At 67.0% G+C, this 26,263-nt stretch carries 24 protein-coding genes and 1 riboswitch; of the genes, 10 read left to right on the forward strand and 14 right to left on the reverse strand.

The window, feature by feature from the left end; translation table 11 throughout:
* Positions 1 to 276 precede the first annotated feature (276 nt).
* Entirely contained in the window at positions 277 to 441 is a 165-nt protein-coding gene (locus ABNQ40_RS22430; protein ID WP_042689062.1) for a DUF1328 domain-containing protein, read from the reverse strand.
* Between the two features lie 344 nt (positions 442 to 785).
* Between ABNQ40_RS22430 and ABNQ40_RS22435 the strand changes: the two genes are divergently transcribed.
* On the forward strand, positions 786 to 1,205 hold the full coding sequence (locus tag ABNQ40_RS22435; RefSeq protein WP_109048288.1) for a hypothetical protein: 420 nt from the start codon (positions 786 to 788) through the stop codon (positions 1,203 to 1,205).
* Position 1,206: 1 nt separating this feature from the next.
* Here the strand turns inward: ABNQ40_RS22435 and ABNQ40_RS22440 are convergent, their stop codons facing one another.
* Together ABNQ40_RS22440 and ABNQ40_RS22445 are read right to left on the reverse strand one after the other, a co-directional pair.
* Positions 1,207 to 3,204: a YjbH domain-containing protein gene (locus tag ABNQ40_RS22440; protein WP_247879600.1), complete on the reverse strand. Its 1,998-nt coding sequence runs from the start codon at positions 3,202 to 3,204 to the stop codon at positions 1,207 to 1,209.
* Positions 3,205 to 3,366: 162 nt separating this feature from the next.
* A complete protein-coding gene (locus tag ABNQ40_RS22445; RefSeq protein WP_098741061.1) occupies positions 3,367 to 3,786 on the reverse strand; it encodes an OsmC family protein in 420 nt (139 codons plus the stop codon).
* Positions 3,787 to 3,963: 177 nt separating this feature from the next.
* Here ABNQ40_RS22445 and ABNQ40_RS22450 point away from each other — a divergent pair, with 177 nt between their 5' ends.
* Positions 3,964 to 4,944 (forward strand): cation diffusion facilitator family transporter, encoded by a 981-nt coding sequence (locus tag ABNQ40_RS22450; RefSeq protein WP_247879599.1) that lies wholly within the window; start codon positions 3,964 to 3,966, stop codon positions 4,942 to 4,944.
* Positions 4,945 to 4,948: 4 nt separating this feature from the next.
* Here ABNQ40_RS22450 and ABNQ40_RS22455 read toward each other — a convergent pair whose 3' ends face one another.
* Both ABNQ40_RS22455 and metZ read right to left on the reverse strand, forming a co-directional pair.
* Positions 4,949 to 5,464 (reverse strand): phasin family protein, encoded by a 516-nt coding sequence (locus ABNQ40_RS22455; protein WP_109048286.1) that lies wholly within the window; start codon positions 5,462 to 5,464, stop codon positions 4,949 to 4,951.
* 85 nt (positions 5,465 to 5,549) lie between these two features.
* On the reverse strand, positions 5,550 to 6,758 hold the full coding sequence (gene metZ, locus ABNQ40_RS22460) for an O-succinylhomoserine sulfhydrylase (RefSeq protein ID WP_109048285.1): 1,209 nt from the start codon (positions 6,756 to 6,758) through the stop codon (positions 5,550 to 5,552).
* An 80-nt stretch (positions 6,759 to 6,838) separates the two neighbouring features.
* A riboswitch (SAM riboswitch) is annotated at positions 6,839 to 6,918 on the reverse strand.
* 173 nt (positions 6,919 to 7,091) lie between these two features.
* On the opposite strand from metZ, the gene ABNQ40_RS22465 reads away from it, so the two are divergent.
* Positions 7,092 to 7,949 (forward strand): GyrI-like domain-containing protein, encoded by an 858-nt coding sequence (locus tag ABNQ40_RS22465; RefSeq protein ID WP_109048284.1) that lies wholly within the window; start codon positions 7,092 to 7,094, stop codon positions 7,947 to 7,949.
* 62 nt (positions 7,950 to 8,011) lie between these two features.
* Here the strand turns inward: ABNQ40_RS22465 and murJ are convergent, their stop codons facing one another.
* Positions 8,012 to 9,586 carry a murein biosynthesis integral membrane protein MurJ gene (murJ, locus tag ABNQ40_RS22470; protein WP_109048283.1) on the reverse strand — a complete coding sequence of 525 codons (1,575 nt, stop codon included), beginning with the start codon at positions 9,584 to 9,586 and terminating at the stop codon, positions 8,012 to 8,014.
* A 363-nt stretch (positions 9,587 to 9,949) separates the two neighbouring features.
* On the opposite strand from murJ, the gene ABNQ40_RS22475 reads away from it, so the two are divergent.
* Entirely contained in the window at positions 9,950 to 12,397 is a 2,448-nt protein-coding gene (locus ABNQ40_RS22475) for an ATP-binding protein (protein ID WP_247879598.1), read from the forward strand.
* A gap of 23 nt (positions 12,398 to 12,420) precedes the next feature.
* On the opposite strand, the gene ABNQ40_RS22480 is transcribed toward ABNQ40_RS22475, so the two are convergent.
* The 7 genes from ABNQ40_RS22480 to ABNQ40_RS22510 form a co-directional block, all read right to left on the reverse strand.
* Positions 12,421 to 14,376: a PAS domain-containing protein gene (locus ABNQ40_RS22480; RefSeq protein WP_247879597.1), complete on the reverse strand. Its 1,956-nt coding sequence runs from the start codon at positions 14,374 to 14,376 to the stop codon at positions 12,421 to 12,423.
* A 107-nt stretch (positions 14,377 to 14,483) separates the two neighbouring features.
* On the reverse strand, positions 14,484 to 15,374 hold the full coding sequence (locus ABNQ40_RS22485) for a VOC family protein (protein ID WP_109048281.1): 891 nt from the start codon (positions 15,372 to 15,374) through the stop codon (positions 14,484 to 14,486).
* A gap of 108 nt (positions 15,375 to 15,482) precedes the next feature.
* On the reverse strand, positions 15,483 to 16,418 hold the full coding sequence (locus tag ABNQ40_RS22490) for an electron transfer flavoprotein subunit alpha/FixB family protein (protein WP_391348954.1): 936 nt from the start codon (positions 16,416 to 16,418) through the stop codon (positions 15,483 to 15,485).
* 16 nt (positions 16,419 to 16,434) lie between these two features.
* Positions 16,435 to 17,184, reverse strand: a complete 750-nt coding sequence (locus ABNQ40_RS22495; RefSeq protein ID WP_391348956.1) for an electron transfer flavoprotein subunit beta/FixA family protein — start codon at positions 17,182 to 17,184, stop codon at positions 16,435 to 16,437.
* 40 nt (positions 17,185 to 17,224) lie between these two features.
* Positions 17,225 to 17,755, reverse strand: a complete 531-nt coding sequence (locus tag ABNQ40_RS22500) for a thioesterase family protein (RefSeq protein WP_109047517.1) — start codon at positions 17,753 to 17,755, stop codon at positions 17,225 to 17,227.
* A 122-nt stretch (positions 17,756 to 17,877) separates the two neighbouring features.
* Entirely contained in the window at positions 17,878 to 18,270 is a 393-nt protein-coding gene (locus tag ABNQ40_RS22505) for a MerR family DNA-binding transcriptional regulator (protein WP_109047518.1), read from the reverse strand.
* Positions 18,271 to 18,384: 114 nt separating this feature from the next.
* Complete coding sequence (locus ABNQ40_RS22510) at positions 18,385 to 20,130, reverse strand: long-chain fatty acid--CoA ligase (protein WP_109047519.1); 1,746 nt, start codon at positions 20,128 to 20,130, stop codon at positions 18,385 to 18,387.
* Between the two features lie 170 nt (positions 20,131 to 20,300).
* Between ABNQ40_RS22510 and ABNQ40_RS22515 the strand changes: the two genes are divergently transcribed.
* Genes ABNQ40_RS22515 through ABNQ40_RS22525 form a run of 3 tightly spaced genes read left to right on the forward strand, consistent with a single transcriptional unit; the run spans position 20,301 to position 21,611 of the window.
* Positions 20,301 to 20,603, forward strand: coding sequence for an SCP2 sterol-binding domain-containing protein (locus tag ABNQ40_RS22515; protein ID WP_109047520.1), 303 nt, complete (start codon positions 20,301 to 20,303; stop codon positions 20,601 to 20,603).
* Between the two features lie 45 nt (positions 20,604 to 20,648).
* Entirely contained in the window at positions 20,649 to 21,305 is a 657-nt protein-coding gene (locus ABNQ40_RS22520) for a DUF6134 family protein (RefSeq protein ID WP_109047521.1), read from the forward strand.
* Between the two features lie 21 nt (positions 21,306 to 21,326).
* Complete coding sequence (locus ABNQ40_RS22525) at positions 21,327 to 21,611, forward strand: DUF1488 domain-containing protein (RefSeq protein ID WP_109047522.1); 285 nt, start codon at positions 21,327 to 21,329, stop codon at positions 21,609 to 21,611.
* Between the two features lie 24 nt (positions 21,612 to 21,635).
* Here the strand turns inward: ABNQ40_RS22525 and ABNQ40_RS22530 are convergent, their stop codons facing one another.
* A complete protein-coding gene (locus ABNQ40_RS22530) occupies positions 21,636 to 22,127 on the reverse strand; it encodes a flavin reductase family protein (protein WP_109047523.1) in 492 nt (163 codons plus the stop codon).
* Positions 22,128 to 22,459: 332 nt separating this feature from the next.
* Here ABNQ40_RS22530 and ABNQ40_RS22535 point away from each other — a divergent pair, with 332 nt between their 5' ends.
* From ABNQ40_RS22535 to ABNQ40_RS22545, 3 genes are all read left to right on the forward strand, one after another.
* Positions 22,460 to 23,596: a flagellar motor protein MotB gene (locus tag ABNQ40_RS22535; RefSeq protein ID WP_109047524.1), complete on the forward strand. Its 1,137-nt coding sequence runs from the start codon at positions 22,460 to 22,462 to the stop codon at positions 23,594 to 23,596.
* Positions 23,597 to 23,803: 207 nt separating this feature from the next.
* Positions 23,804 to 25,267, forward strand: a complete 1,464-nt coding sequence (locus ABNQ40_RS22540; RefSeq protein ID WP_391348960.1) for a circularly permuted type 2 ATP-grasp protein — start codon at positions 23,804 to 23,806, stop codon at positions 25,265 to 25,267.
* Positions 25,264 to 26,241, forward strand: coding sequence for an alpha-E domain-containing protein (locus tag ABNQ40_RS22545; RefSeq protein WP_109047526.1), 978 nt, complete (start codon positions 25,264 to 25,266; stop codon positions 26,239 to 26,241). Before ABNQ40_RS22540 ends, ABNQ40_RS22545 begins: the two co-directional genes overlap by 4 nt.
* Positions 26,242 to 26,263 lie beyond the last annotated feature (22 nt).

Genomic DNA, 26,263 nt, shown 5'->3' on the forward strand with positions numbered 1-26,263 from the left:
TTCCGCGGGGCGCCCGGTGGCCGGGCGCCCCGTTTCCATGTGCGTCCGTCGCGTCCGGCCGCGGACGGAAGACGGCAGACAAAAAAGAACGGCGGCGCCCGCACGGACGCCGCCGGAGGCGGGGATTATCGAAATGCCGTCAGGGCATACCGGCCACCGACGGCATCTCTGGAGGAGAGAGAGTCTTGCAGCCTCAGGAGACACCCCGATCAACCGGCCGGCCCGAAGGAGGTTCCGTCCCGCCGGAACCTTAGGCCGGCCGGTTTGGCAGCCTGCCTAGCGTCGCCGGACCAAGCCCATGATCAGGCTGATGGCGAACAGGACCAGGAACAGGAAGAACAGGATCTGCGCGATGCCGGAGCTGGCCGACGCAATTCCACCAAACCCGAGCGCGCCGGCGATCAGCGCGATGACGAAGAAAACGAGAGCCCAATAGAGCATCATACCCTCCCTCGCTCGGCCGAATAGTCACCAAGGACTGCCGGCGTCACGCATGAGACAAGTCGTGGCCGCATCCGCCGTCCCGTCGTCTCCATCTCCTGGCCTCTGCTTGGGTAAGCAAGTCGGGGCGGGGTGACGGTAAGCACAGCCGGTGCGGCGGCATTCGAAGATCAGAACAACGCCGTGGGCGTGATGTTCCCTGTTCGTGATCGGCCGCAGTATCGGAGCACCGCAGGGCTGGTGCGGACTGGCATTTATGCAACAACGGGGCTGTCTGCGCGTTTCCGTTTCCTGAGAGGTCCGGCATCCGCCGGCCATGGGGGACGACAACGAGCGAGGACCCGATGAAGACCGGATTGATCCTGGCGGCAATGGCCGCCTCAGTCGCGATGGTTCCGGCGGCGATGGCGCAGCAGACCTATTCGCAAGGCTATTCCACCTATTCGAGCCAGAACCATTCCGGCAGCACCGGCAGCGATCTGTCCGGTATGACCGGCTCCGCTGGAGGCCCTTCCTCCGATCTTGCCGGGCGCCGCGGCCGGGGGCAGAAGCCGATCGAACTGCAACAGACGATGCTGCTGAACCAACTCAGCGCCGCCGGCTATGTCTCGGTGCGCGACTTCCGCAAGGAAGGCGACCGCTATGTCGCCAACGCCATGACTCCGCAGGGGCAGTGGACGACGGTGGTGCTCGACCCGCACCACTCCTCGACGACGCCGGCCGCCGCTCCCGTCGTCACGCCGGGCAGCAAGCCGGTCCATTGATTCAGTTGAGCAGCCGCGACCATGTGCCGGTGAGGCGGCCGACGCCTCCCGGCACACGGAGATCGTAGAGCGGAAGCGGTTGTTGCAAACGCTGTCCGGCATCGCGGCCGAGCGTGCGCACCGCCGTCTCCACCGTGCCGCCGACCGGCAGCCAGCCCGATGCGGCGATAGGCACCACAAGAGCCAGTCCCCAGTCCATCCTCCCGCCGAACCGGCTTTGCGCACCGTCCGGCCCTTCGGTCCAAGTGGCATGGGCGGTCAGGCCGATGCCGCCGTCGAAGCGGCGCATCACCTCCACCGTGCCGCCCCAGTCGCCGCCGAGATAGCGGCCGAGCCGAAGCGCGGTCGTGGTGTCGGCCCCCGGCGATTCCCAATAGACACTGGCATGGCCGGTGCCGCGGGTATCGGTGCGGTCGAAGCCGACCAGACTGTCCGGCCGCCGCTTCCACACATGGTTGAGGTCGAGGCCCAGCGCCCAGCGGGCGGCGAGCGGCTGTACCAGCGCCTCGGCACCGATGCCGCCATACATCTCCTCCAGATGGCCGGCGGACAGCCGGGTGGTCAGCCCATCCGCCGGACGGGTGAGCCATGCCCCATAGGCATGGTCGAGGGACAGCCGACGGTTGGCATAGCGGGGCAGATCGCTGCGCACGGGCTGTGCCGCCGGCAGGGCATTGGTATCCAGCAGTTCCAGATCGCTCGGCGCGTTGATGCGCAGCCCGCCGCCCAGCACCAGCCCGCGCATCGGTTCCGCCCGCAGCATCACGTCCGTGTGGGTGCGTTGGGCCAATGGGGTTCCCAACTCCGTCAGATCGAAGGTGGCGACGAGCCGGGTTGAGAGATCGAGGGAGGGGCGCCAATCGGGCGGCGGTTCGGCTGCCGGGGCGAGTTGCATGGTTTGCCAGATCTCCTCGGCGCTGCCGCGATGGCTTGCGGCCCGTTCCAGGTCGCGGCGGAGCAGGGTCACGGCCGCCGCGTCGAGGCCTGCGGCGCCGGTGACGATGCAGAGCCGCTCGACTTCGGGCGGAGCGAGGTCGGCGAGCAGGCGGGCGGCATCGCCGACCTCGCGCGCCACCGGCATCCGCCCGCCCCCGGCGGGGTCGAGCCACAGGGTCGCCAATTCCCCCTCGATCCTGGCAGAGCGGACGGGCAGGCCCCGGCTGCGGGCCACCAGGGCGATGGCATCGGCGGACAAGGCCGATCCGGCGGATGGGCGCGGGCCGATGGTCGGGGGAGGGCGGTCGGGCTTGTCGGCATCCACCGCCGGATCGAAGCGGACCGACAGCCGCAGCATCAACCGGCGTCCCTGCTCGTAGGCTGCGCCCAGATCGGCCCAGGAGGTGGGGCGCCAGGACAGGCCCAGGCTGTAGCGGCTGCCGGGATCGAAGCCCGGCTCATCCTGCCGCTGGGCGCGGAAACGGTCGCCGGAGGATTCCAGTTTCAGGCTCAGGCCGTCGACCGGCAGGTGCCACTCCGCACCGCCGAACAGCGCCACCCGCTCGCCGCTGAACCATGCCTTTGGGCCGCGGGTGGTCGGCCAAGCGGAGGGATCGCGGTCGCGGCGGAACCGGCCGCCGAGGAAGTGCAGCGGATTGCGCAGTTGGCCGGCTTCTCCCAGCGTTCCCCATCCCATGCCCAGCGTCAAGTCCACATCCCACCAGCGGCGTGACAGGGCGATGTATTCGCCGGCGAAGCGGCCCTTGCCCGGCAGATCCAGCCCCGAGCCGGTGACGTCGCGTCCGCCGACCACGATTGCCGGCCCATGCTCGTCCTCCCGCCGCAGGCGGAGCTTCAGGTCGAAGCCGGGTTCGCTGAGCCCGTAATAGCCGGGATAGGCGCTGTTGCGCCCGGTGACCTCCAGCCAGCGCAGCGGCTGGGCCGAGATCGTGTAATGGCGGTGCAGGTCGCCGAGCGCGGTCAGCCCGCCGCTCATCGACCCGTCGGGCGCCATCCGGGCGTTCGGCATCTGCAACAGCCCGATCCCGCCCCAGTCGGACAAGCTGACCCTTGCCTCTCCGGCGAAAGCGGGGGAGGTGAGCATCGAGAGAAGGGAAGCAATGACGAAGAGGCGCACGCGATGATCGCGAAAGTTCGGAGCGGGTGTCCGATCCTTCGCGAGTCATGCGTATGGATGCAACTGAAAAGCTATGGAGCCACCCCGTTACGGCGCCTCGACCACTTCGAAGTCGTGGGTGATGGTCGCGGTCTGGCCCAGCATGATGGAGGCCGAGCAGTATTTTTCCGCCGACAGGGCGATGGCGCGCTCGACCTTGGCCGGGTCCAGCTTGCGGCCGGTCACGGTGAAATGGACGTGGATCTTGGTGAAGACCTTCGGATCGGTGTCCGCCCGCTCCGCCTCGATGGCGGCGACGCAATCGGTGATCTGCTGGCGACCCTTCTCCAGGATCATCACCACGTCGAAGCAGGTGCAGCCGCCCATGCCGATCAGCAGCATTTCCATCGGCCGGATGCCGGCGTTGCGGCCACCGGCTTCCACGGCGCCATCCATCACCACGGCATGGCCGCTGCCGGATTCGCCGACGAACATCTTGCCGTCCACCCAGGTGACGCGCGCCTTCATGACCATTTCCTTCGTTCACTGTTGATCGTGAGTGACCGCGCGAAGCTAGGCGCCGCGACGGATCGGTGCAAGAGGCGCGCTGCGCCATCCCGTGCAAGGGGGCCGTGCCCTCCAATGTCGGGCTTGTCCAAGGGCCCATGAGCGCCCAGACTCCGGTGCGCTGCGACGCACAATCCGATGGCGAGACCCACCACCATGCCGCACGGCCATTCCCACGGCGGTTCCACCCAACTCGACCACGATCATTCCGATCACGGCCATGCCGGACACCAACACCATCACGGGCCGGTGCGTTACGACCGCTCCTTCGCTCTGGGGGCGCTGCTGAACATCGGCTTCGTGGTGGTGGAAGCGGTCTATGGGCTGATCGCCAACTCCACCGCCCTGATCGCCGACGCCGGGCACAATCTCAGCGACGTGATGGGACTGCTCCTGGCCTGGGGAGCGGTGTGGCTCGGGCGGCGAATTCCGCAGGGACGCTATACTTACGGCTTCGGCAATGCCTCGATCCTGGCGTCACTGCTGAATGCCATGATCCTGCTGATCGCCGTCGGCGCCATCCTGCTGGAGGCGGTCAACCGCCTCGCCGATCCGGAACCGGTCGGGGAAACGACGGTGATGGTGGTTGCGGCGGTCGGCATCGTCATCAATGGCTGGACCGCCTGGCTGTTCATGGGCGGGCAGAAGCACGACATCAACCTCCGCGGCGCCTATCTGCACATGGCGGCCGACGCGGCGGTGTCGCTGGGCGTGGTGGTGGCGGCGCTGCTAATCCGCTTCACCGGCTGGCTATGGCTGGATCCGGTGACCAGCATCCTCATCGCCCTGGTCATCGTCGCCGGCACCTGGGGATTGCTGCAAGCGTCTGTACGCTTGGCGATGGGCGCGGTGCCGGACGGCGTCGACCGGACGGGGGTGGAGCGCTATCTGGCCGGACTGCCCGGCGTCACCGCCGTGCATGACCTGCACATATGGCCGATCAGCACGACCGAAACCGCCCTGACCGCCCATCTCGTCCGTCCCGGTATGGATCAGGACGACGCGCTGCTGCTGGACATATCGACGGTGCTGAAGGAGCGCTTCGGCATCGGCCACGCCACCATCCAGGTGGAGCATGACGGCAGCTGCTGCCGCCTTGCTCCCGCGGACGTGGTTTGATCGGTCAGGCCTGTTCGCGGGCAAGGCGGCGGGCGTTGGCGCGCACCTTACGGTAGGCGGGGTTCATGCCGGCGGCGGCGAGGGAGGCCGTCGCCTCGATCAGGCGCAGGTTGGCATGGATGCCGGCATCGACGACATCCGCCAGCAGGCGCTGCTGGACATCAATGATCTCCACCGGGTTCTTGCAGCTGGCGAGCCCGCCGATGGTGGTGGCGGCTGCCTGGGTCTGCTTGGTGATCATGGTGATCCAGGCCTGCCCGAACTCGCCGATGCCGGTGGCGACGGCGTGGAAGGCCTCCACCGCCGCTTCCACCTTCTCCGCACCCATGCGGATGAATTCCGGATTGGCGAAGTCGATGGGGTTCGACAGCGCCGCGGTCATCATCGCGGTGCGATAGCCGATGGTCTGCGCCGCAGCGACGCCCATTTCACCACCGCGAAGGCCGGTCTTGGTGATCTGGCCTGCCACCGCCATCAGCCTGTCGGTGGGGTGGCCGTTGCCGGCATTCTCTCGTGACATGGGCGTCGCCTCTCTCTTAGAAATCGTTGCCGGAACCTGACTGCAGGGTCAACGCTGCACTGCAGCATAAGTTCCGGCACGATCTTTACGCCTCGGCGAGCGCGCGGTCGAGATCTTCCATGATGTCCTGGGGATCCTCTAGACCAACGGACAGGCGCAGCAGGCCGGGTTCGATCCGGGCGGCGGCCTTCTCCTCGTCCGTCAGCTTGCAATGGGTGGTGGTGGCGGGGTGGGTGACCAAGCTCTTCGAATCGCCCAGATTGTTGGAGATCATCACCATGCGCAGGCCGTTCAGCGTGTTGAACGCCTCGGTCTTGCCGCCCTTGAGGAAGACCGACAGCATGTTGCCGCCACCGGTCATCTGCTTGCGCACCAGATCGTATTGCGGATGGCTGGGCAGCAGCGGGTAGAGCACCTGGGCGACCTTCGGATGGCTTTCCAGGAACTCCGCGACCTGGAGCCCGGCCGCCGACTGGGCCTGTACGCGCAGCTCCAGCGTCTCCATTCCCTTCAGCAGCAGCCAGGAATTGAAGGGGGAGATGGTCGGTCCGGTGTTGCGCAGGAAGGGATGGATGACCTCCGAGGCGTATTTCTTGTCCTTGGCGAGGATAACACCGCCCAGGCAGCGGCCCTGGCCATCGATGTGCTTGGTCGCCGAATAGATGATGACGTCGGCGCCGAAGTCGAACGGACGCTGGAGCACCGGCGTGGCGAAGGCATTGTCGACCACGACCACCGCACCCGCCTTATGGGCGAGATCGCAGACGGCCTGGAGATCGACGACCTCGAGCCCGGGGTTGGACGGGGTTTCCAGGAAGACCGCCTTGGCCGGCTTGGACAGCGCCTCTCCCCACTCGGCCAGATTGGTGCCGTCGACGAACACGGTTTCGATGCCGTAGCGGCTACACAGCTCCTTCAGGATCCAGTAGCAGGAGATGAAGAGCGCCCGTGGCGCCACCACCCGGTCGCCGGTGCGCAGGCCGCTCATAAGGGCGCCATGCACCGCGGCCATGCCGCTGGAGGTGGCATAGGCCCATTCCGCCCCCTCATATTCGGCCAGCCGGTCCTCGAACATCGCCGAGGTCGGGTTGCGGAAGCGGGAATAGACGTGGCGCGCGCCGTCGTTGGCGAAGGCGTTCTCCGCCTCTTCCGCCGAGCCGTAGACGAAGCCGGAGGTCTGGTACAGCGCCTCGCAGGTTTCGTCGAACTGCGAGCGGCGGATGCCGCCATGGACCAGCTTGGAGCGGGGGCGCAGCCCCGCGACGTTCGGATTGCGATGATCGGTGCGCGACATTCCGCGACTCTCCCCTGATGATCGCCGGTGGGGCAAGGCCGGCCGCAAACAAAAAACGCCCCGACCGATCGGGTCGAGGCGCGGACGCGGCTCGGACCTTTTTAGCGGGTTGTTTTACGTGGCCCGCAAGCCGGTCGACCAAATCACCACGTTGATCCGCTTGTACGACTGCCTATGACCGCCGTCAAGAGGGGTAGCACCGCAATCTTTTCTCCGTAATCCACGCGTCCCGCCGATCCGAAACCGCAGCCGATATTCAGCAAGATGTGCCAGGACGGCCGCCGAACCGCCGGCTTATGGTCTCTCCCATCAACCGTGCAGGCCGGACAGACGATGAGCAGGCAGGAATACGATGATAGGTTTTCCAGGCTGTTCGACTATATCGACCAGAATCTGGAGGGAGACCTGTCGCTCGACAGACTGAGCGATGTCGCCTGTCTCTCGAAGTTCCACTTTCACCGTCTCTTCTCGGCTCATTTTGACATCAGCGTCGGGAAATACATCCAGCTTGCGCGGTTGAAGCGGGCGTCGTTCCGGCTGGCCTTCTATCCGGCCGACAAGGTCATCGACATAGCGCTGGATGCCGGCTTCGAGACACCGGAGTCTTTCTCCCGCGCTTTCAGGAAGACGTTCGGCCAGACCCCGTCCACGTTCAGGAAAACTCCGGAATGGCGGCAATGGCACGACCGTTATCGTCATATCAAAAGGAAAAGGATCAGGACCATGGATGTTTCAATCGTCGACTTCGCGCCTGTCCAGGTGGCGGCCTACTGTCATCGGGGACCGATCGAAGACGTGAATGACTCGGTTCGCATCTTCATTGACTGGCGCAAAACCAGCGGCCTGTCGCCGCGCGACCGGTGCCGGACCTTCGGCGTCGCGTTCGACAACCCGGAAACCACCGAGCCGGCCGACTTCCGGTTCGACATCTGCGGAGAGATCAATGGCGAGGTGCCGGAAAACCCGCAAGGGGTTGTGAAGAAACTCATCCCCGGCGGTCGTTGCGCCGTGGTCAGGCACCGGGGTTCGCATGAGCAGATCGGCGAGGTGGTGAGGTTTCTGTATGGCCGATGGCTGCCGGAAAGCGGCGAGGAGCTTCGCGATTTCCCGGTTTATTTCCATTATCTGAACTTCATCGGGGAGACAGCGGAACATGATCTTCTGACCGATGTGTATCTGCCCCTGAAGTAATCCGAGAAAATCAAAGCCGATCAACAGGCATCGGAAGTGGCGCCGCTTCCGATGGTCGTGATTCAGCCGATCTGCTCTTTGCCGGATTGCGCCGGCTTCGACAGCATTCCTTTGACGTCTCCCAATTTTGCCCCGCCCAGCAGCGTCGCCAGCGCGCCGAAAACTGCGGCGCCACCGGCGACAAGCAAGCCCAGCGCCAGGAACCGCACTGCGGTGGAGGGCGCGTCCAGCCAGGGCGTCAGCACATGCCCGCCAGCCAGAAGTGCGGCCCCCATGCCGGCCGCCGCCGTCGCGATCCGGGGAGCGCGGCGCTTCAGCCGGTCGTCCAGGTCGAACAGGCCGCGCTTGCGCATCGCCGCGATCAGCAACCCGACATCCAGCCAGGCCGTCAGTCCGGTGGACAGCGCGATGCCGACATGGCCCAGCCAGGGCATCAGCAGCAGCGCCAGCAGGGCGGTCGCCACCGTCACGATGACGGCGACGCGCACCGGGGTCACCGTGTCGTGGCGGGCAAAGAAGGCGGCGTTCAGCGACTTCACGATCACATAGGCCGGGATGCCGATGGCGTAGGCGGCGAGCGCCATCGCGGTGGCGTGCGCCTCCTCCGGACCGAAGGCGCCGCGTTGGAACAGCACGGCGACGATGGGCGTCCCCGCCACGCCGAGCGCGACCGCCGCCGGCAGGCCGAGCAGCAGGCTGAACTCCAGCGCGCGGCTCAGGTAATGGCGGACCATCCGCTCGTCCCCGGCGGCGACATGGCGGGCCAGCACCGGCAGAAGGGCGGTGCCGATGGCGATGCCGATGACGCCCAGCGGCATCTGGTTCAACCGGTCGGCATAATAGAGGAAGGACACCGCGCCCGACGGCAGCAGCGACGCAAGCACGATGTTCAGGAACAGGTTGATCTGCATGACCCCGGCACCGATGGCACCCGGTCCGATCAGCCGGAACAGCCGCCGCATCCCCTCCGTCATCCGCGGCGGTCGCAGCGTCAACACCACTCCCGCCTTGGCGCAGGCCCAGGCCATCCAGGCGACCTGAACCACCCCCGACAGCGTCACCGCCGCCGCCATGGCGGTGCCGGGTTCCAGCCCCAGCCGCGGGGCGATCAGCAGAGCGGCGACCAGCGTCAGGTTGAAGGCGATGGGCGCCGCCGCGAACGGCCCGAAACGGTCGAGCGCGTTCAGCACGCCGCCCAGCAGCGCCACCAGCGAGATCAGCGCCAGATAGGGAAAGGTCAGCCGTGCCATATCCACCGCCAGGGCGAACTTGGCCGGTTCGTCGACGAAGCCGGGGGCGAGGCCGTGCATCAGCCAGGGCATGGCGACGATGGCTGCCAGCGTGAAAGGCAGCAGCATCGCCAGCAGCATCGCCAGCGCCTCCTCCGCGAAACGGATGGCGGCGCTGCGTCCGCGGGTCTGAAGCTCGGCGGCGAACAGCGGGACGAAGGCGACGCCGAAGGCGCCCTCCGCGAACAGCCGGCGGAACAGGTTGGGCAGCTTCAGCGCGACGAAGAAGGCGTCGGCCACCGGGCCGGCGCCCAGGACCGCCGCGGTCAAAATATCGCGTGCGAAGCCGGCGAGCCGGCTCAGCAGGGTCAGTCCGCCGACGGTGGCGATGGCGCGTGCGAAGCTCATCGCGGCGGTATAGCCGGCTGCGGCAGCGCGGCAAAGCCGGCTTTTCGGCGCGGTCGATGCCGCCGCCCGCCCTCCACCCGCCCGCGGCCCATCCTGCGACCCTGCGGTCCCGTGCGCCGGAGCATCTCTCGGAACGCTGTGGATGAGAGGACCGGAGCGGTGGTCTGCATGGGTGGAGCAACTGTCCGCCGGTGCCACCTTGCCGGTTACGGCGTTGCGTCGGCATCTGCGTTGCGGCATGCTTGCGTCCGCCTGCCGCGGGCGTCCGCTTTCCTGGCGATGGACACGGCCGGCGGACGATCCACTGCGTTCGGGGTATACGTGAAGCGGGCGCTCTGGCTTTTTTCAGGTTTCGGCGGGCGCTTGGTCCTGCCCGCCCTGGCGGTCGCGCTGGCCATCGCCGCCCTGTGGTGGATTCTGCTCGACCGCCTCCATCGGGAAGAGCGTCTGCTCGACCTGACCGCCCATGAGAAGACCGCCGTCGTCGCCCGTCTGGTGGAGGAGCATGCGGTTTCCACCTTCCGCCGCGTCGACGACCTGCTGCTGGACCTGATCGCCAACACCGAGCGCAACCGCTCCATGCGCCTGGATTCCCGTCGGGCCTTCGAAGAAGGTCTGGTGGTCGGGGTTCGCGTCTATGATTCCTTGGGCCTGCTGACCATGGGCGGGGGGCGGGCCACCTTCCAGGGTGCCGTCACCGACCGCGACGAATTCCGCATCGCCCGTGACGCCGCGCCGCGCGGGCTGGTGATCGGCATGCCCTACGCATCGTCCGAAACGCAGGATCTGCTGATCCCGGTTTCGCGCCGGCTGGAGAATGCCGACGGCACCTTCGCGGGGATCGCGGTCGCCGACATTCCGGTCGAATCCTTCGCCCGCTATTACCGCGTGCTCGGTTTGCCCGCCGACGGGGCGGCGACGCTGCTGCGGACCGACGGCGTCATCATCGCCCGCAACGCAGGGGCCAGCAGCGTTACGGGGCGGGGAACCACCAACAACGAACTGTGGCAGGCGATCAGGCAGCATCCCGTCGGCCACATCCGCATGATCAGTCCGGTCGACGGGGTGGAGCGGATCACCGCCTTCCGGTCGGCGCCCGACTATCCGGTGGTCGCCATCGTCGGCGAATCGGTGGAGACGGTGTTCGGTCCCTGGCGCGACAATGCCCGCCTCTACATCGGCTGGGCGGTCGCCACCACGGTGGTGATCCTGCTGTTCGTCATCGCCTTCATCGTCGAGCTGCAATGGCGCCGGCACACCGACCGGGCGCTGCGGGTGCGCAACAGGGCGCTGGCCTGGAGCAACGACGGCATCATGATCGCCGACGCCACCCAGCCGGGCATGCCAATCGTCTATGTCAATCCGGCGCTCGAACAGCTGCTGGGTGCGCCGATTTCCGCCCTGATGGGCAGCGGCGCCCTGACCGCGCTGGAGCGGGCGACCAGGGACCGTGCAGCCTTGCAGCCCCTGCGCGACGCCATCGTCGTCGGACGCGATGCGCGCGTGGAGCTGACCCGGTCCGACCCCGATGAGGAGGGGGCGGACCCGAAAGGGTCGCGCTGCCTGGAACTGAGCGCGTCGCCGGTCCGCGATCACGACAACCGGCTGGTCAGTCTGATCGCCACCGTCCGCGACATCTCCGAACACAAGCGTGCCCAGGCGGCGCTGACCGATGCGAGGCGGGAGGCCGACCGGGCGAATGTCGCCAAGTCCAAGTTCCTGGCCGCCGCCAGCCATGATCTGCGCCAGCCGGTACAGTCGCTGATGCTGCTGATGGAGGTGCTGTCGAGCCGTGTCAGCGACCCCATGACCCGCAATGTCCTGGGCACGATGGAGCGGGCGCTCGGCGCCTTGAAGATGCTGCTCGACGGGCTGCTGGATGTCTCCCGGCTGGAAGCGGGTGCGGTGGTGCCGGAGGTCGAGGTCTTTGCGCTGGCGGAGGTGATGGACCGCGTCGCCGCCAACAGCCGGCCGGTCGCCGTCCAGAAGGGACTGCTCCTGCACATCGTGCCGAGCAGCGCCCATGTGCGCAGCGACCCGATGCTGCTCGGCCGCATCCTGCAGAATCTGGTGGAAAACGCCCTGCGCTATACCGACAGGGGGCGCATCCTGATCGGCTGCCGTCGCCGCGGCCACATGCTGCGCATCGAGGTGTGGGACACCGGCATCGGCATTCCCGCCGACCAGCAGGAGGACATCTTCCAGGAGTTCGTCCAGGTCGGCAACGCCAGCCGCAACCGCGACCAGGGACTTGGCCTCGGGTTGGCGGTGGTGCGGCGGCTGTCGGTCATGCTGGGCCATCAGGTGACGGTGCGGTCGACACCCGGCGAAGGCTCGGTCTTTGCGGTCGAGCTTCCCGTTGCCGATCCCCCGGCGGTGAAACCGGCGCCCGCTCCGTGTTCTCCCCGTCCGGCCTTCGCCACCACGGTGCTGGTGATCGAGGACGACACGATCGTCCGTGAAGGGCTACGGGCCATGCTGGCAGAGTGGGGCTATGGCGTCATGGCCGCCGAATCCTGCGCCGAGGCCCTGGACCTCGCCAACCGCGGGCCGGCTCCCGACCTGATCGTCGCCGATTACCGCCTGCGCGACGGCCGCACCGGAACGGAGGCCATCCGTGAGGTGCGGCTGGCCTTGGGCCGCATCCTGCCGGGCATCCTCGTCACCGGCGACACCGCCCCCGCCCGCGCGCAGGAGGCGGAGGCCGGCAACTTCCGCGTGATGCACAAGCCGGTGATCGCCGCCGACCTGCGCCGCGCGGTGGCCGAGGCGCTGGAACCGCTGCTGCACGAACGCCAGACCGTCGCCTGACCGGCGGCGGGTGGCGGCCGGGATCAACCGAGAACCGGTGCCTGCCGCGGCACCCGCAGGGTGAAGACGGCGCCGTGGCCGGGGTTGTTGCGGACACTCAACTGGCCGCCGAGCGTCTGTGTCGCCAGATTGTAGGCGATGTGCAGACCCAGCCCGACGCAGCCGGCATGGCGCGCGGTGGTGAAGAAGGGGTCGAAGATCCGGGGCAGATCGGCCTCCAGGATTCCTTGCCCATCGTCGTTGTGAACCACCTCGATCCAGTCGTCGCCGTCGGCATGGATGTCGATGGTGATCCGGCCGCTCTGCTCCGGCCGGAAGGCATGCGTCAGTGAATTGCGCACCAGATGGGTCAGCACGCGGGCGAAGGCGCCGGGGAAGCTTTCCAGTTGCAGCGCCTCCGGACAGGCCAGTTCCACCCGGTGGCCTGAGGAGCCGATCTGGGTGTGCAGGCTCAGCAGCACATCTTCGGTGTATTCGCGCAGGTAGAAGGTGCGGCGCTCGTCGCCGGTCTGGTCGGCCGCCACCTGCTTGAACATGTGAACCAGCGCGGCGATGCGTTCGGTGTTGCCGACCAGCAGTTGCCCGGCCTCCTGCGCCACCTCCAGGAAACCGGCCAGGGCCGAGCGGGTCAGGGCGTTGGCGGCGAACTGGCGCTTCACGTCCTCCGCCCGGCTCAGCAGGTGGGAGGCGGTGGTCAGCGCCACGCCGACCGGCCCGTTCACCTCGTGCGCCACGCCGGCGACGAGCTGGCCGAGTGACGCCATCTTTTCGGTCTGGACCAGACTGTCCTGGGCGGCCTGCAACTCGCGATAGGCCTGCTCCACCCGGTCCTTGGCCGCACGCAGGGCATCGGCGGCCCGCGCCCGCTCGGTGGTGTCCAGCATGACGCCGAACAGGTGGGTCAGGCGCCCATCCAGATCGAAGCGCGGCGCGCAGGAGGAGGAAACGTAACGGACCTCTCCCGCCGGATCGATCACCCGGTATTCGACATAGACGCGGCGGGAGTTGCCGATCACGCTTTCCAGCATGTTGCCGAAGGACATGCGGTCATCGGGGTGCAGGAGGCCCAGCAGATTGTCGAAGGTCGGCTCGAACCGATCCGGATCCTGGCCGTAGATGCCGAAGGCCTCGCGGTTCCACACCAGCGTGCCGCTGTGGATGCCATACTCCCAATAGCCGAGATGGCCGGTGCGGTAAGCCTCCTCCAGCCGCTGTTTGGCGGCCTCGAGCTGGGCCGCGGCCTCCGCCCGCTCGGTGCTGTCCATCAGCACGCCGAACACGTGGGTCAGCCGCTGCTGCGCATCCAGCCGCGGTGCGCAGGAGGCGGTGACATAACGGACCCGTCTGTCACGGTCGTGGACGCGGTATTCGACATAGACGCGCTGGGGGTTGCCGACCACGCTTTCCAGCATGTTGCCGAAGCGCGGCCGGTCATCGGGGTGCAGGATGCCCAGCAGGCCATCGAACCCCCCGGCGAAGCGATCTCGCTCATGACCCAGCACCGCCAGCCCGGCGTCGCTCAGCACCAGTTCGCCGGATTGGATGCCATATTCCCAGTAACCGAGCTTGGCGGTGTGATAGGCCTCTTCGAGATTCTCGGTCGCCAGCTCCAGCCCGCGGGTGGTGCGGCGCTGCTCGGTGACATCCTCCACCGTCGCGATCCAGGGCGGACCGCCGACGCGGACCAGCAGGTCGCGGGGCTCGCCGGTTGCTGACTGGATGGTGACTTCCCGTTCGGTACCGGCGACGGCATCGGAAAGGTCGGCGGTGAAGGTGTCGGCGCTGCCGTAGCGGTCGAGAAAGCGGCGATTGCCGCGCAGCCGCCCGTCGGGCTCGCGGAGCAGGGCGGCGACGGGCAACGCATCGAAAAGCGGGGGCACGGAGGATGATGCGGAGGATGGGGCGGGCGGCGCCGGTACGGAACCGGTCTCCTGCCCCGGAGCCCCCGTCACGTCCATCGCCTGACCCGCTGTCATCATGTGTATCTCCACAGTCCGCGCCCGATCCACGGGCGCAACTGTCGGTGGACACTACACAAGCAATTCAGCGGGACCTATGCCCAATTCGGCGCAAATCATCGCGAATTTCAGGGTATCAGGCTGTCGAGGTCGAAGTCCTGGGCGAAGGCGATCATGGCGCCGCAGGCGCTGCCCGATCCGACCCGCATCACGCCTTCTCCGACCACGGTCGGGAACTTGCTTTTCTGCAATGCCTGCTGGGCCTTCACCGGATCGGCGACGCGCACGACGAAGCCGGCGAAGAAGGGCAGGGTGGCCGCGGCGAAGGCGGGATCGGCGGTCCAGGCCCAATGCAGGCGGTCGGGCGTGGCGACCAGCACAGGCACCTGACCGTCACCGGACCCGGCCGGCACCACCACGCGGGCGGAGCCGCGGTCGGTGACGGTGCCGCCCAGCAGTGTGGCATAGGTCGCGGCGACCGCATCGGGATCGGCGGCGGCGATGACCAGTGCTTCCAGCCCGGTGGCGCTGTTGGCATGCTCCAGTTGGTCGGGACGCCAGACCAGATCGGGCGTGTGATGCTGGCACAGGAAGACGCGGCCGGCCGGGGTGGATGCCGGGTCGATCTGGGTGATGGTGAAAGTCGCGTCGCGGCTGCCGCCCGGCAACTCCACCGGCCGGCCGAAATCGACGGGCTCCGAAACCGGGAAGCCGGCGGCGGTCAGCGGCCCGACGGCTGCGCGGGCATCCGGCGTCTTCAGCGCGATGGCGGCGATGCCCTCGCGCTGACGCAGAAAAGCGGAGTAATGGGCGTTGACCGGCCGCTGCTCCTCGATGCCGAGCAACTCAAGATAGGTGCCGGTCGGGAACAGGATGGTATGGTTGGCGGACTTCAGCTGGGTGTGGTGGCCGCGCGGCGTCACGGTGAAGCCAAGCCGGGCGTAGGCGTCGCGCGCCGCGTCCAGATCGCGGGTCGCGATGACCAGATGGTCCAGTCCGGTGATGCCGTCGATGCTCATGGCGTCCTGCCGCTGTCGGGTTTCTGTGCCGCCAGCGATAGAACAGCCGGCCCGCCGCGGCAAGCGCGAAGCGGCCGGGCCTCCCGAGCGGAAGGCCCGGCCCTTCGGTCAGAGCGCCTGCTGGAGCTCCGGCACGGCCTTGAAGAGGTCCGCGACGAGGCCGTAATCGGCGACCTGGAAGATGGGCGCTTCCTCATCCTTGTTGATCGCGACGATGACCTTGCTGTCCTTCATGCCGGCCAGATGCTGGATCGCACCCGAGATGCCGACGGCGATGTACAGCTCCGGCGCCACGATCTTGCCGGTTTGCCCGACCTGATAGTCGTTCGGCACGAACCCCGCGTCCACAGCGGCGCGCGACGCACCGACCGCGGCACCCAGCTTGTCGGCCAGGGCCTCCAGCAGCGGGAAGTTCTCGCCCGACTGCATGCCGCGCCCGCCCGACACCACCACGCGGGCGGATGTGAGTTCCGGACGCTCCGACTTGGTCAGCTCGGCCGAGACGAAGCTCGACAGCCCGGCGGCACCGGCGCCCGACACGGCCTCGACGGCGGCCGAACCGCCTTCGGATGCTGCGGTCTCGAAGGCGGTGGTGCGGACGGTGATCACCTTCACCGCATCGGCCGACTGCACGGTGGCAATCGCGTTGCCGGCGTAGATCGGCCGCTCGAACGTGTCGGCGGAGACCACGGCGGTGATGTCGGAGATGGCGGCGACGTCCAGCAGGGCCGCGACGCGCGGCAGGAGGTTCTTGCCGACCGAGGTGGCACCGGCCAGGACATGGCCGTAGCCGCCCTTGGTGATGGACACCACCAGCGGGGCGACGTCTTCCGGCAGCTGATGCTCGTAGGCGGCATCGTCGGCCAGCAGCACCTTGGCGACGCCGGCCACCTTCGAGGCGGCATCGGCAGCAGCCTGCGCGCCCTTGCCGGCGACCAGGATATGGACATCGCCCCCGATTTTGCCGGCGGCGGTGACGGCGTTCAGCGTGGCGGGCTTCAGCGAGGCGCCGTCGTGGTCGGCGATGACGAGAATGTTGGCCATGGTCAGTTCATTCCCCTCAGATCACGCGGGCTTCGGTCTTGAGCTTGTCGACCAGCGTGGCGACGTCCGGCACCTTGATGCCGGCCTGACGCTTCGGCGGCTCGGCGACCTTCACCGTCTTCAGCCGCGGCGTCACGTCGACGCCGAGGCTGTCCGGCGTGACGGTCTCCAGCGGCTTCTTCTTCGCCTTCATGATGTTGGGCAGCGAGGCATAGCGCGGCTCGTTCAGGCGCAAATCGGCGGTGACCACCGCCGGCAGCTTGAGATTCACCGTCTCCAGCCCGCCGTCGATCTCGCGGGTCACCGCGACCGTGCCGTCACCGGCGGCGATCTTCGAGGCGAAGGTGCCCTGGCCCCAGCCGAGCAGCGCCGCCAGCATCTGACCGGTCTGGTTGCAGTCGTCGTCGATGGCCTGCTTGCCGAGGATGACGAGGCCGGGGGCCTCCTTCTCGACCAGCGCTTTGAGGACCTTGGCGACGGCCAGCGGTTCGGTCGTCACGTCGGTCTGCACCAGGATGGCGCGGTCGGCGCCCATGGCCAGCGCCGTGCGCAGCGTCTCCTGGGCCTGGGTCGGGCCGACGGACACCACCACGATCTCGGTCGCCTTGCCGGCTTCCTTGAGGCGCACGGCTTCTTCGACGGCGATCTCGTCGAAGGGGTTCATGCTCATCTTCACGCTGGCGGTCTCGACGCCGCTGCCATCCGCCTTGACGCGGATCTTCACGTTGTAGTCGACCACTCGCTTAACGGGCACCAGCACCTTCATGATGGAGTGTCTCCTCTCGGATGGTGTTTCTTGTTAAGGCTCAGGCAACTGCGGACAGGGCCTGTCCACGCAAAGCCGCGACCGCATCGGGGATCGGCGGGGAGGCAGCCGTGGTGCCGAGTGCTGCCAGCACCTCGGCCGGGGCGACCACGCCCGTCGCGCCGACGAATGCACCCTGGACGACGGCCAACGCCGCCAGCCCGCCGCGTGTTTCCATGCGGTGTTCGATGAAGATGTATTTGTCGTCCCAGCACAGAACCCGGCTGACCAGGGTGAAGCGCTGGAACGGCCGCAGCGAGCGGCGGTAGCGGATGGTCGCTCCGCCCAGCACCGGCTGCCAACGGTTGCGCAGGATCGCCGGACCCAGCCCGACCCGGATCATCAGGTCGGTGCGGCCCAGATCCATCACGCTGAAATAGCGCGCGTTGGTCATGTGCAGGTTGATGTCGAGGTCGGTCGGCCAGACCCGGAACCGCAGCGCCGACGGATCCAGCAGCCCGGCGCGGCGGCCGCGCCATGCGGCGACGATGGCGGCGACGGCAACCGTCAGCAGGCGGAAGATCAGGTTCATGCCCCATCTCCTTTCCCGCCCTTCACCCCGAGGGCATCGCAGGCTGCCCGCAGCCATTGCTGTCCCATCATGCTCCGATCCCCCTCATAGGGCCGACCGGAGCGCCGGGGGCGTCCGACCGGTCAGCTGTCCTTCGCGGCGGACTTCTGCTCCGCCAGGGTGTTGTTGACCTGCTCTTCGATGTCGCGCAGTTCCTGCACGGTGGCTTCCAGATCTTCCCGCTGCTGGGCGAGGTCCTTCAACCGCTTCTGCACGCGCTTCAGCAGGTTCCTCTGCTGCTCGACCCCGCCATTGACGTTGTAGAGGTCGAGATATTCACGAATTTCCGCCAGCGAGAAGCCCAGGCGCTTGCCCCGCAGGATCAGCTTCAGCCTGGCGCGGTCGCGCTTCGTATAGACCCGGTTGTTGCCGACGCGGTTGGGCGCCAGCAGTCCCTTGACCTCGTAGAAACGCAGGGCCCGCGGAGTGATGCCCAGTTCCTCCGCAAGCTGGTTGACCGTGTAAAGCTGTTCCATCCCCGGGAAGACCTTTTGTTCGTGTTCGGCACAATGCGCCTTCCGTTTGGTAGCACAGCTGCCGTCGCGTGATAAGGCTTCCCTTTACGTCCGGGTGAGGGCGATGGCTTCCGGTCATCCCCCGTTCGCTAGAGCCTGCCGGGCCTCGGCGATCAGTTCCTTCTTCGACAGTTTGCCGACGGCGGTCTTCGGCAGCTCTTCGCGGAACTCGATGGCCGTCGGCATCTCGATGCGGGAGATCTTGTCGCGCAGGAAATCGCGCAGCGCCTCCACCGTCATGCTGGCGCCCGGCTTCAACTGCACGAAGGCCTTCGGCGTCTGCCCGCGGTAATCGTCGGGCAGGCCGATGACACAGGCGGCAACCACGTCGGGGTGCTGGTAGATCGCCTCCTCGATCATGCGCGGATAGACGTTGTAGCCGCTGCAGATGATCAGGTCCTTCAACCGGTCGAGCAGGAAGACGTAGCCGTCCTCATCCATCGTTCCGACATCGCCGGTCAGCAGGAAGCCGTCGATGACGGTGCGGTCGCTTTCCTCCGCCCGGCCCCAATAGCCGGCCATCACGTTGGGGCCGGCAATCGCCACCTGGCCCTTCTCGCCGATGCCGAGCTTGCGGGTCGGGTCCTCGAGGTCGCGGATCTCGATGGAGATGCCTGGCAGCGGCAGGCCGATCGACCCTTCCTTGTTGACGCCGCTCAGCGGGTTGGCGGCGCAGACGGGCGAGGCTTCCGACAGGCCGTAGCCTTCGATCAGCACGCAGCCGGTCGCCGTCTCGAACTGGCGCTTCAGCTCCATCGGCAGCGGCGCGCCGCCGGAGATGCAGTAGCGGATCGAGGTCATCGGATAGCGGGCGACCTGCGGGTGGCCCAGCAGCGCCTTGTACATGGTGGGCACGCCTGGGACGAGCGTCGGCTTGCGCTTGGCGATGGTCTTCAGGACCTGTTCGGTCTCGAAGCGCGGCAGCATGATCAGTTCCGCACCACAGGCCAGCCCCATGTTCAGCACCACCGTCATGGCGAAGACATGGAAGAAGGGCAGCACAGCGAGCATGCGCTCCTGGCCCAGCGCCACGGTGGGGAACCAGGCCTGCACCTGCCGGGCGTTGGACAGCAGGTTGTGGTGGGTCAGCATCGCGCCCTTCGGCACGCCGGTGGTGCCGCCGGTGTATTGCAGCACGGCGACGTCGCGCAGCCCGTCGATGCGCACCGGGCGCAGTTTGCCGTCATTGGCCAGCAGGCTGCCGAAGTCGACATGGCGGTCGTCGCGCGGCACGGCGGCAAGCTCGCTGCGCTTCAGCACGCTGAACAGCGCCTTCTTCACCGCCGGCAGGATGGTCGCCATGCGGCAGACGACGATGCGCTTCATCGGCGTGCGCGCCAGCATCGCGGCGACGCGCGGGTAGATCTGCTTCAGGTCCAGCGTCACCATGATCTCGGTCTGCGAGTCGGTGATCTGGTGCTCCAGTTCCCGCTCGACATAGAGCGGGTTGTAGTTGACGACAGTCCCGCCGGCCTTCAGCACCGCGAAATAGGAGATGACGTAGGTCGGGCAGTTCGGCAGGCACAAGCCCACCCGCACCCCCGGCCCGACGCCCAGATCCTGGAAGCCGCGGGCGGCGCGGTTCACCAGATCCAGAACCTCGGCATAGCTGTAGCGGCGGCCCATGAAGTCCAGGCAGGGACGGTCGGCATAGCGCCCGGCCGCCTCTTCGAACAGCATGTGCAGCGGCATCGGCGTGAACTGCTGGTCCCAGGCGATCCCGCTCGGATAGTGCGTCAGCCAGGGATGGGCGGCATCATCGGCGGCAACGTTTACGGCGGCGGTGGACGGGTTGGCGCTCTGCGCAAGCGGCTCGGGCATGTTTCGCTCCCCTTGGCGGTGGCGCGTTCCGGATCGCTTGGCAGCCTGTACCGAAAGGCGGCAACCGTGGCGGCGGGCGTCTGAAACGCTTTCGTTATGACGTTGACGTAAACGTAATGCGCGCCTACTGTCAAGGCCAGTCCTACGAACAATCCTGAGGGCACGCTTTCATGGTCGACGACATTCTGCAGGAACTGCGCAGCCGCAGCGGCGATCTGCGCTCGCTCAACGCCTCGGTCCGCTTCCTGCTGGGCAAGGAGGGCGAGGTGATCCGGGTCGATGGCCGTGCCAGCCCGATCAACATCAGCCGCGAGGATGCCGAGGCCGACTGCACCATCCGCATCTCGCCGGAGAACCTGCAAAAGCTCATCAACGGCAAGCTGAACCCGATGCTGGCCTTCACCATGGGCAAGCTGAAGGTCGAGGGCTCGATGGGCGTCGCGATGAAGCTGGCTCAGCTGCTCGACGACTGAGCGGCCGGAAGAGCCGCCAGACAGACCAACCGGGAGGAAACGCACATGATCACGATGCGCACGAACTGCGTCACCCTGTCGGCTGCCCTGATGGCGGCCACCCTGCTGACCGGCCTGCCGGGCTCTGCCTGCGCGCAAGGGGCGGCGCGCACGCTGACCTATCAAATCCTGATGGGCGAGGACCCCATCGGCAGCGAGCAGGTGAAGATCGAGCCGCAGGGCGACCGCACCAAGGTCACCGTCACCGCCACCACGCGGGTGAAGGTGCTGTTCATCAACTTCCGCTACGACCACAAGCGGGAGGAGATGTGGAAAGGCGGGATCCTCGAATCGATGACCGCCACCACCGACGACGACGGCACGCCGCACAAGATCGAAATGGCCCGCGATGCCGGCGGCTACCGCCTGACGGTGGACGGCAAGGTCCAGCAGGCCTCGGCAAGCGCCCTGCCACTGACCCTGTGGACGCCGGACGTGCTGAAGCACAGGGAGTTGCTGTCGGTGATCGATGCGGCGCCCTATAAGGTGGCGGCGCGCAAGGTCGGGGCGGAGACGGTGGAAGCCGGCGGCAAGGTGCTGGAGGCCGCCCATCACCGCATCGAGGGCGATGTGGAACGCGATCTTTGGTATGCGGCGGACGGCACACTGCTGAAGACGCGCTTCAAACGCAGCGGCTATGATATCACCTATGTCCTGAAGTGATTCACGGCGATTGAGGACCCGATGCCCATCTTCCTGTTTCCTGACGATCCCATCTGGAACGAGGAGGCCGACGCCGTGGAGTTCCCGGTGCAGGTCGGGGAATATCAGGGCCGGGTCCTCGTCACCCGCCGCACCTTGCAGGGCATCGTCGGCCACACGCCCAAGCCGGACGAGGCGGTTCAGCAGGTCTGCATGAACCGGCCGCTGTTCGAACGGGCGGCCGAGCAGCGCATCATGGCCCGCGCGCTCGACCCCGATGCCAACATCCACCTGACCGGCCGCGATCTGCACCGCGCGGCGGGGTAGGTCGCGGCCGGTTGAGAAACGCGCTCAGCCCAGGCGGGCGTAGCGGCCGCGGAAATACAGCAGCGGGTCGCCGCTGTCGCGCGAGGTCAGCTTGCGGACGCGGCCCAGCACGATGACATGGTCGCCGCCGTCCAGAAGATGCTCGCGGTCGCATTCCAGCGTGGCGAGGCAACCGGTCAGCAGGCGGACGCCGCCGCGGCCGGCGGTCGTCTCCAGACCGGTCCAGCGCTCCTGCAGGTCGCGGCGGGAGAAGCGGTTGGACAGTTCCTCCTGATCGGCGGCCAGGATGTTCACCGCGAAATGCGGAGCGAGCTTGAAGGCCTCGAAGGACATCGCGGCGCGGCCCAGGCAGAACTGCACCAGTGGCGGGTCGAGCGACACGGACGAGAAGGAATTCACCGTGACCCCCAGCGGCAGCCCGTCGGGCGCGATGGTCGTGATGACGGCGATCCCGGTCGCGAAGCAGCCGAGGGCGGAACGGAACGCAAGGGGATCGATCGGCTGGTCGGTGATCATGACGTCCTGTCGTGTGGGCCTGGATGGGGCAGGGTTGGCAGGAGGGCCGGCGTGGGTCATACGCCCTCCGGTGGCGGTGAAGGTGACACACAAGGTAGGAAATACCGGGAATTAATCCAGCACGCCACCCGGCGCAAGCCGCATCTCCACCCCATCGCCGTTGCATCACCGCTGTCTCCCCAGCCCCAATAACGTCGTTAAACGGATCTTAATGAAACCCGGTCAGGGTTCTGCCGCAGTGGTCGGCCGCCGCTTTCACCGCGGCGCCGCGCCCAGAAATCGCATACGGGAAATCGGCCTTCGGGCTGTGAACCATTCGCCACGGCCAGGGCATGAGCGGGAATTCCGGCGGCGACGAGCGGCCGATCATCATCAAGAAGAAAAAGGGCGGGCACGGCGGCCACCATGGTGGCGCGTGGAAGGTGGCCTATGCCGACTTCGTGACCGCGATGATGGCCTTCTTCCTGCTGCTGTGGCTGCTGAACGTCACCACTTCGGACCAGCGCAAGGGCATCGCCGACTATTTCTCGCCGGTGTCGGTCAGTCGCGAACAGTCCGGCTCCGGCGGCATGCTGGGCGGCAAGACCATCACCGTGCCAGGTGCCCAGGTCTCCCCCAGTTCGCCCATGTCGGCGGACGTGCCGGTGTCCGGGCCGCCGGGCTATTCGGCGCAGCAGACCGAGGATGCCGACGACCCGACCGAATCGACCTCCGGCCCCGGCCGGGGCACCGGTCCCGGAAAGCCGGCCAGCGGCGCGGCACCCGACGCCGACGTCGCCGACCAGAAGCCGAACGAAACCCGCGCCGAGTTCCAGAAGCGGATGGAGGAGATGGCCAAGCAGTTGGGCATCCCCGGCCAGAAGCCCGGCGAGAAGCTGTCCGACTTCGGCGAGCGGGTGAAGGAGGCGATGGACAGCCTCCAGGGTGCCGCCAAGGAGGCCCGCCAGTTCCAGCAGGCCGCCACCGAGATCCGGCAGGCCATCCAGTCGGTGCCCGAACTGGAGCCTCTGGCGCAGAACCTGATGATCGACCAGACCCCGGAGGGCCTGCGCATTCAGATCGTCGATCAGGACCGCGTGTCGATGTTCCCCGGCGGTTCCGGCCAGATGTACCCGCAGACCCGCCAGCTGGTGCAGCAGGTGGCGAAGGCGCTGTCCAAGCTGCCCAACAAGCTGTCGATCAGCGGCCACACCGACAGTTCTCCGTTTCCCGCCGGCTCCGGCCGCGACAACTGGGATCTGTCGACCGAGCGGGCAAACGCCACCCGCCGCGCCCTGCTGGCCGGTGGCATCGACCCGACGCGAATCCAGGACGTCGTCGGCAAGGCCGACCGCGACCCGCTTGTCGCCGATCAGCCCAACAGCCCGCGCAACCGCCGCATCACCATGGTCCTGCTGCGCGAGACCCAAGCGGCGACTTCGGCCGGCGGCCAGTCCGGCGGTGGTGGCGCCCCCACCAAAGCACGATAAGACTTCCGCGCCGCCGGTACTTTGGCGCTAATTTCCGGAAGCACCCGCGTCCGAATTCTTGCTTTGTCACTGCGTCGCACAACGGGGCGCGCGTTTGCCCTGTTCAAAGCGCGCGGCGATGCGTCATACTTCCTGCACAATGCGACATGGCCGGGGCGATGCCGCCCGGCCCGCGATGATCGGTCAGATACAAGCGCGGGGGAGTCTGTGAGCGTACCCGAGGGCAAACCGTCCGACCTATTGTCATCCTACAATCCTGGCCTGTACTTCGACGAGCTGTTCGGAGCCATGGATTTGCCGGCCGAACATACGGCGCTCATCCGCCAAAGGCTGGCCGCACTCGATTTCGATGAACTGCGCCGCCGTGCGCAGGATGCGGAGCGGGAGCTTTACAATCTCGGCATCACCTTCATCGTCTATTCCGACAAGGACGCCGTCGACCGCATCCTGCCGTTCGACGTCATCCCGCGGGTGATCTCCGCACCGGAATGGAAGCATCTGGAGGCGGGCGTCAAGCAGCGGGTTACCGCGCTCAACCTGTTCCTGCACGATATCTATCACGACCAGAAGATCCTGAAGGACGGGGTGATCCCCCGGGATCTGGTCGAAGGGAACCATAATTTCCGCCCGCAGATGATCGGGCTGGACGTTCCCTTCAACACTTATATCCACATCATGGGCACCGATCTGGTGCGCGACCGCCACGGCACGTTCCGCGTGCTGGAGGACAACGGCCGTGTTCCGTCCGGCGTCTCCTATGTCGTGGAGAACCGCCACATGATGCAGCGGGTCTTCCCCGACCTGATGCAGGACATCGGCATCCGGCCGGTGGACAATTACGGCCACAAGCTGCTGGACGCCATGGTGGAGATCGCGCCGGTCGACGATCCGCAGGTGGTCCTGCTGTCGCCGGGCACCTACAACTCCGCCTATTTCGAGCACATCTTCCTGGCGCGCGAGATGGGCGTGCCGCTGGTCGAGGGCCGCGACCTCGTGGTCGACAACGACCGCGTCTTCATGAAGACGACCAACGGCCTGGCCCCGGTCCATTCGATCTACCGCCGGCTTGACGACGCCTTCCTCGATCCCAAGGCCTTCAATCCCGACAGCCTGCTGGGCGTGCCCGGCATCCTGGAGGCCTACCGCAAGGGCAACGTGGCGCTGGCGAACGCCATCGGCACCGGTGTCGCCGACGACAAGGCGGTCTACTGCTACGTTCCGCGGATGATCAAATATTACCTGGACCAGGATCCGATCATCCCCAACGTCGACACCCGCATCTGCCGCGAGCCGGACGCCCTGCAATACACGCTCGACAATCTGGCCGATCTGGTGGTGAAGCCGGTGGGCGAGGCCGGCGGCTACGGCATCACCATCGGCCCGCGCGCCAGCAAGGCGGAACTGGAGGATTGCCGGGCCAAGCTGCTGGCCGATCCGTCTAACTACATCAGCCAGCCGGTCGTCGACCTGTCGGTCTGCCCGACCGTCTGCGACGATGCCATCGAACCGCGCCACGTCGATCTCCGTCCCTTCGCCATCACCGGCAAGAGCAGCTGGGTCCTGCCCGGCGGCCTGTCGCGCGTGGCACTGAAGAAAGGCACGCTGATCGTCAATTCGTCCCAGGGCGGCGGCTCGAAGGACACCTGGGTTCTGGAAGGTGGTGCGGCATGAACCTGCTGTCCCGTTACGCCGAGTGCATTTTCTGGATGGCCCGCTACATGGAGCGGGCCGAGAACCTCGCCCGCATCCTCGACGTGCACGAGACCTTCGCGCGCGACACCCGCGGGGCCACCAACTGGTTCTCCATCGTCCAGCTGAACGCAGACGAGAAGGACTTCTTCAGCCGCCATGACCGCCCGACGGCGGAGGCGGTGATCCACTATTACATGTTCGATCCGCAGAACCGGAATTCGCTGCTGTCGATGCTGCGGATGGCCCGGGAGAACGCGCGGACGCTGCGCCCCTGGATCTCGACGGAGATGTGGACGCAGATCAACGTGTTCCACAACAAGCTGCTGGAGATGTCGGTCAAGGACGTGGCGACGCAGAACCTGTCCAAGGTCTGCACCTGGATCAAGGAAGAGTGCCAGACCCACACCGGCATCACCGAGGGCACCTTCTACCGCGACCAGGGCTGGTACTTCTATCAGATGGGCAAGTATATCGAGCGGGCGGACCAGACAACGCGCCTGCTCGACATCAAGTACCACACGCTGCTGCCGTCGCCGGTGGAGGTCGGTTCCACCCTGGACGTCAGCCAGTGGACGACGGTCCTGCGCTGCACCGCCGGCTATCACGCCTTCCGCCGGGTCTATCCCCGCGGCATGTCGCCGGCCACCGTCGCCGGCTTCATGCTGTTCAACGAGGGCTTCCCGCGGTCGGTGGTGATGTGCGTGCGGCAGATCGACGGCGTGCTGACGCGGATGCGCTCGCGCTACGATCTGCGTGGCGGGTCGGCGGCGATGGAGCGGGTGGACGAGTTGCTGGCCGCCCTGCTGTCCCGTCCGATCGATGCGGTGCTGCGCGACGGGCTGCACGAGTACCTCGACTGGATACAGCTGCAGCTGAGCGTCGTCACCACGGAGATCGCGCAAGCCTTCTTCGGCGCCCAGCCTCCTCTGGCAGTTCAGAGCCAGTCGCAGTAAGCTCGGGTCCGGCGGGGGAGGT

The organism is Azospirillum sp. A23, from assembly GCF_042938965.1.
GTDB classification, from domain to species: domain Bacteria; phylum Pseudomonadota; class Alphaproteobacteria; order Azospirillales; family Azospirillaceae; genus Azospirillum; species Azospirillum melinis.

Coding starts and splice junctions, on each gene's coding strand:
- ABNQ40_RS22535 (WP_109047524.1), top strand. CDS start 22,460: ATGAGCGGGAATTCCGGCGGCGACGAGCGGCCGATCATCATCAAGAAG.
- ABNQ40_RS22450 (WP_247879599.1), top strand. CDS start 3,964: ATGGCGAGACCCACCACCATGCCGCACGGCCATTCCCACGGCGGTTCC.
- ABNQ40_RS22530 (WP_109047523.1), bottom strand. CDS start 22,127: ATGATCACCGACCAGCCGATCGATCCCCTTGCGTTCCGTTCCGCCCTC.
- ABNQ40_RS22490 (WP_391348954.1), bottom strand. CDS start 16,418: ATGGCCAACATTCTCGTCATCGCCGACCACGACGGCGCCTCGCTGAAG.
- ABNQ40_RS22545 (WP_109047526.1), top strand. CDS start 25,264: ATGAACCTGCTGTCCCGTTACGCCGAGTGCATTTTCTGGATGGCCCGC.
- ABNQ40_RS22520 (WP_109047521.1), top strand. CDS start 20,649: ATGATCACGATGCGCACGAACTGCGTCACCCTGTCGGCTGCCCTGATG.
- ABNQ40_RS22505 (WP_109047518.1), bottom strand. CDS start 18,270: ATGGAACAGCTTTACACGGTCAACCAGCTTGCGGAGGAACTGGGCATC.
- ABNQ40_RS22430 (WP_042689062.1), bottom strand. CDS start 441: ATGCTCTATTGGGCTCTCGTTTTCTTCGTCATCGCGCTGATCGCCGGC.
- ABNQ40_RS22480 (WP_247879597.1), bottom strand. CDS start 14,376: ATGATGACAGCGGGTCAGGCGATGGACGTGACGGGGGCTCCGGGGCAG.
- ABNQ40_RS22485 (WP_109048281.1), bottom strand. CDS start 15,374: ATGAGCATCGACGGCATCACCGGACTGGACCATCTGGTCATCGCGACC.
- ABNQ40_RS22455 (WP_109048286.1), bottom strand. CDS start 5,464: ATGTCACGAGAGAATGCCGGCAACGGCCACCCCACCGACAGGCTGATG.
- ABNQ40_RS22510 (WP_109047519.1), bottom strand. CDS start 20,130: ATGCCCGAGCCGCTTGCGCAGAGCGCCAACCCGTCCACCGCCGCCGTA.
- murJ (WP_109048283.1), bottom strand. CDS start 9,586: ATGAGCTTCGCACGCGCCATCGCCACCGTCGGCGGACTGACCCTGCTG.
- ABNQ40_RS22435 (WP_109048288.1), top strand. CDS start 786: ATGAAGACCGGATTGATCCTGGCGGCAATGGCCGCCTCAGTCGCGATG.
- ABNQ40_RS22500 (WP_109047517.1), bottom strand. CDS start 17,755: ATGAACCTGATCTTCCGCCTGCTGACGGTTGCCGTCGCCGCCATCGTC.
- ABNQ40_RS22515 (WP_109047520.1), top strand. CDS start 20,301: ATGGTCGACGACATTCTGCAGGAACTGCGCAGCCGCAGCGGCGATCTG.
- ABNQ40_RS22445 (WP_098741061.1), bottom strand. CDS start 3,786: ATGAAGGCGCGCGTCACCTGGGTGGACGGCAAGATGTTCGTCGGCGAA.
- ABNQ40_RS22525 (WP_109047522.1), top strand. CDS start 21,327: ATGCCCATCTTCCTGTTTCCTGACGATCCCATCTGGAACGAGGAGGCC.
- metZ (WP_109048285.1), bottom strand. CDS start 6,758: ATGTCGCGCACCGATCATCGCAATCCGAACGTCGCGGGGCTGCGCCCC.
- ABNQ40_RS22465 (WP_109048284.1), top strand. CDS start 7,092: ATGAGCAGGCAGGAATACGATGATAGGTTTTCCAGGCTGTTCGACTAT.
- ABNQ40_RS22495 (WP_391348956.1), bottom strand. CDS start 17,184: ATGAAGGTGCTGGTGCCCGTTAAGCGAGTGGTCGACTACAACGTGAAG.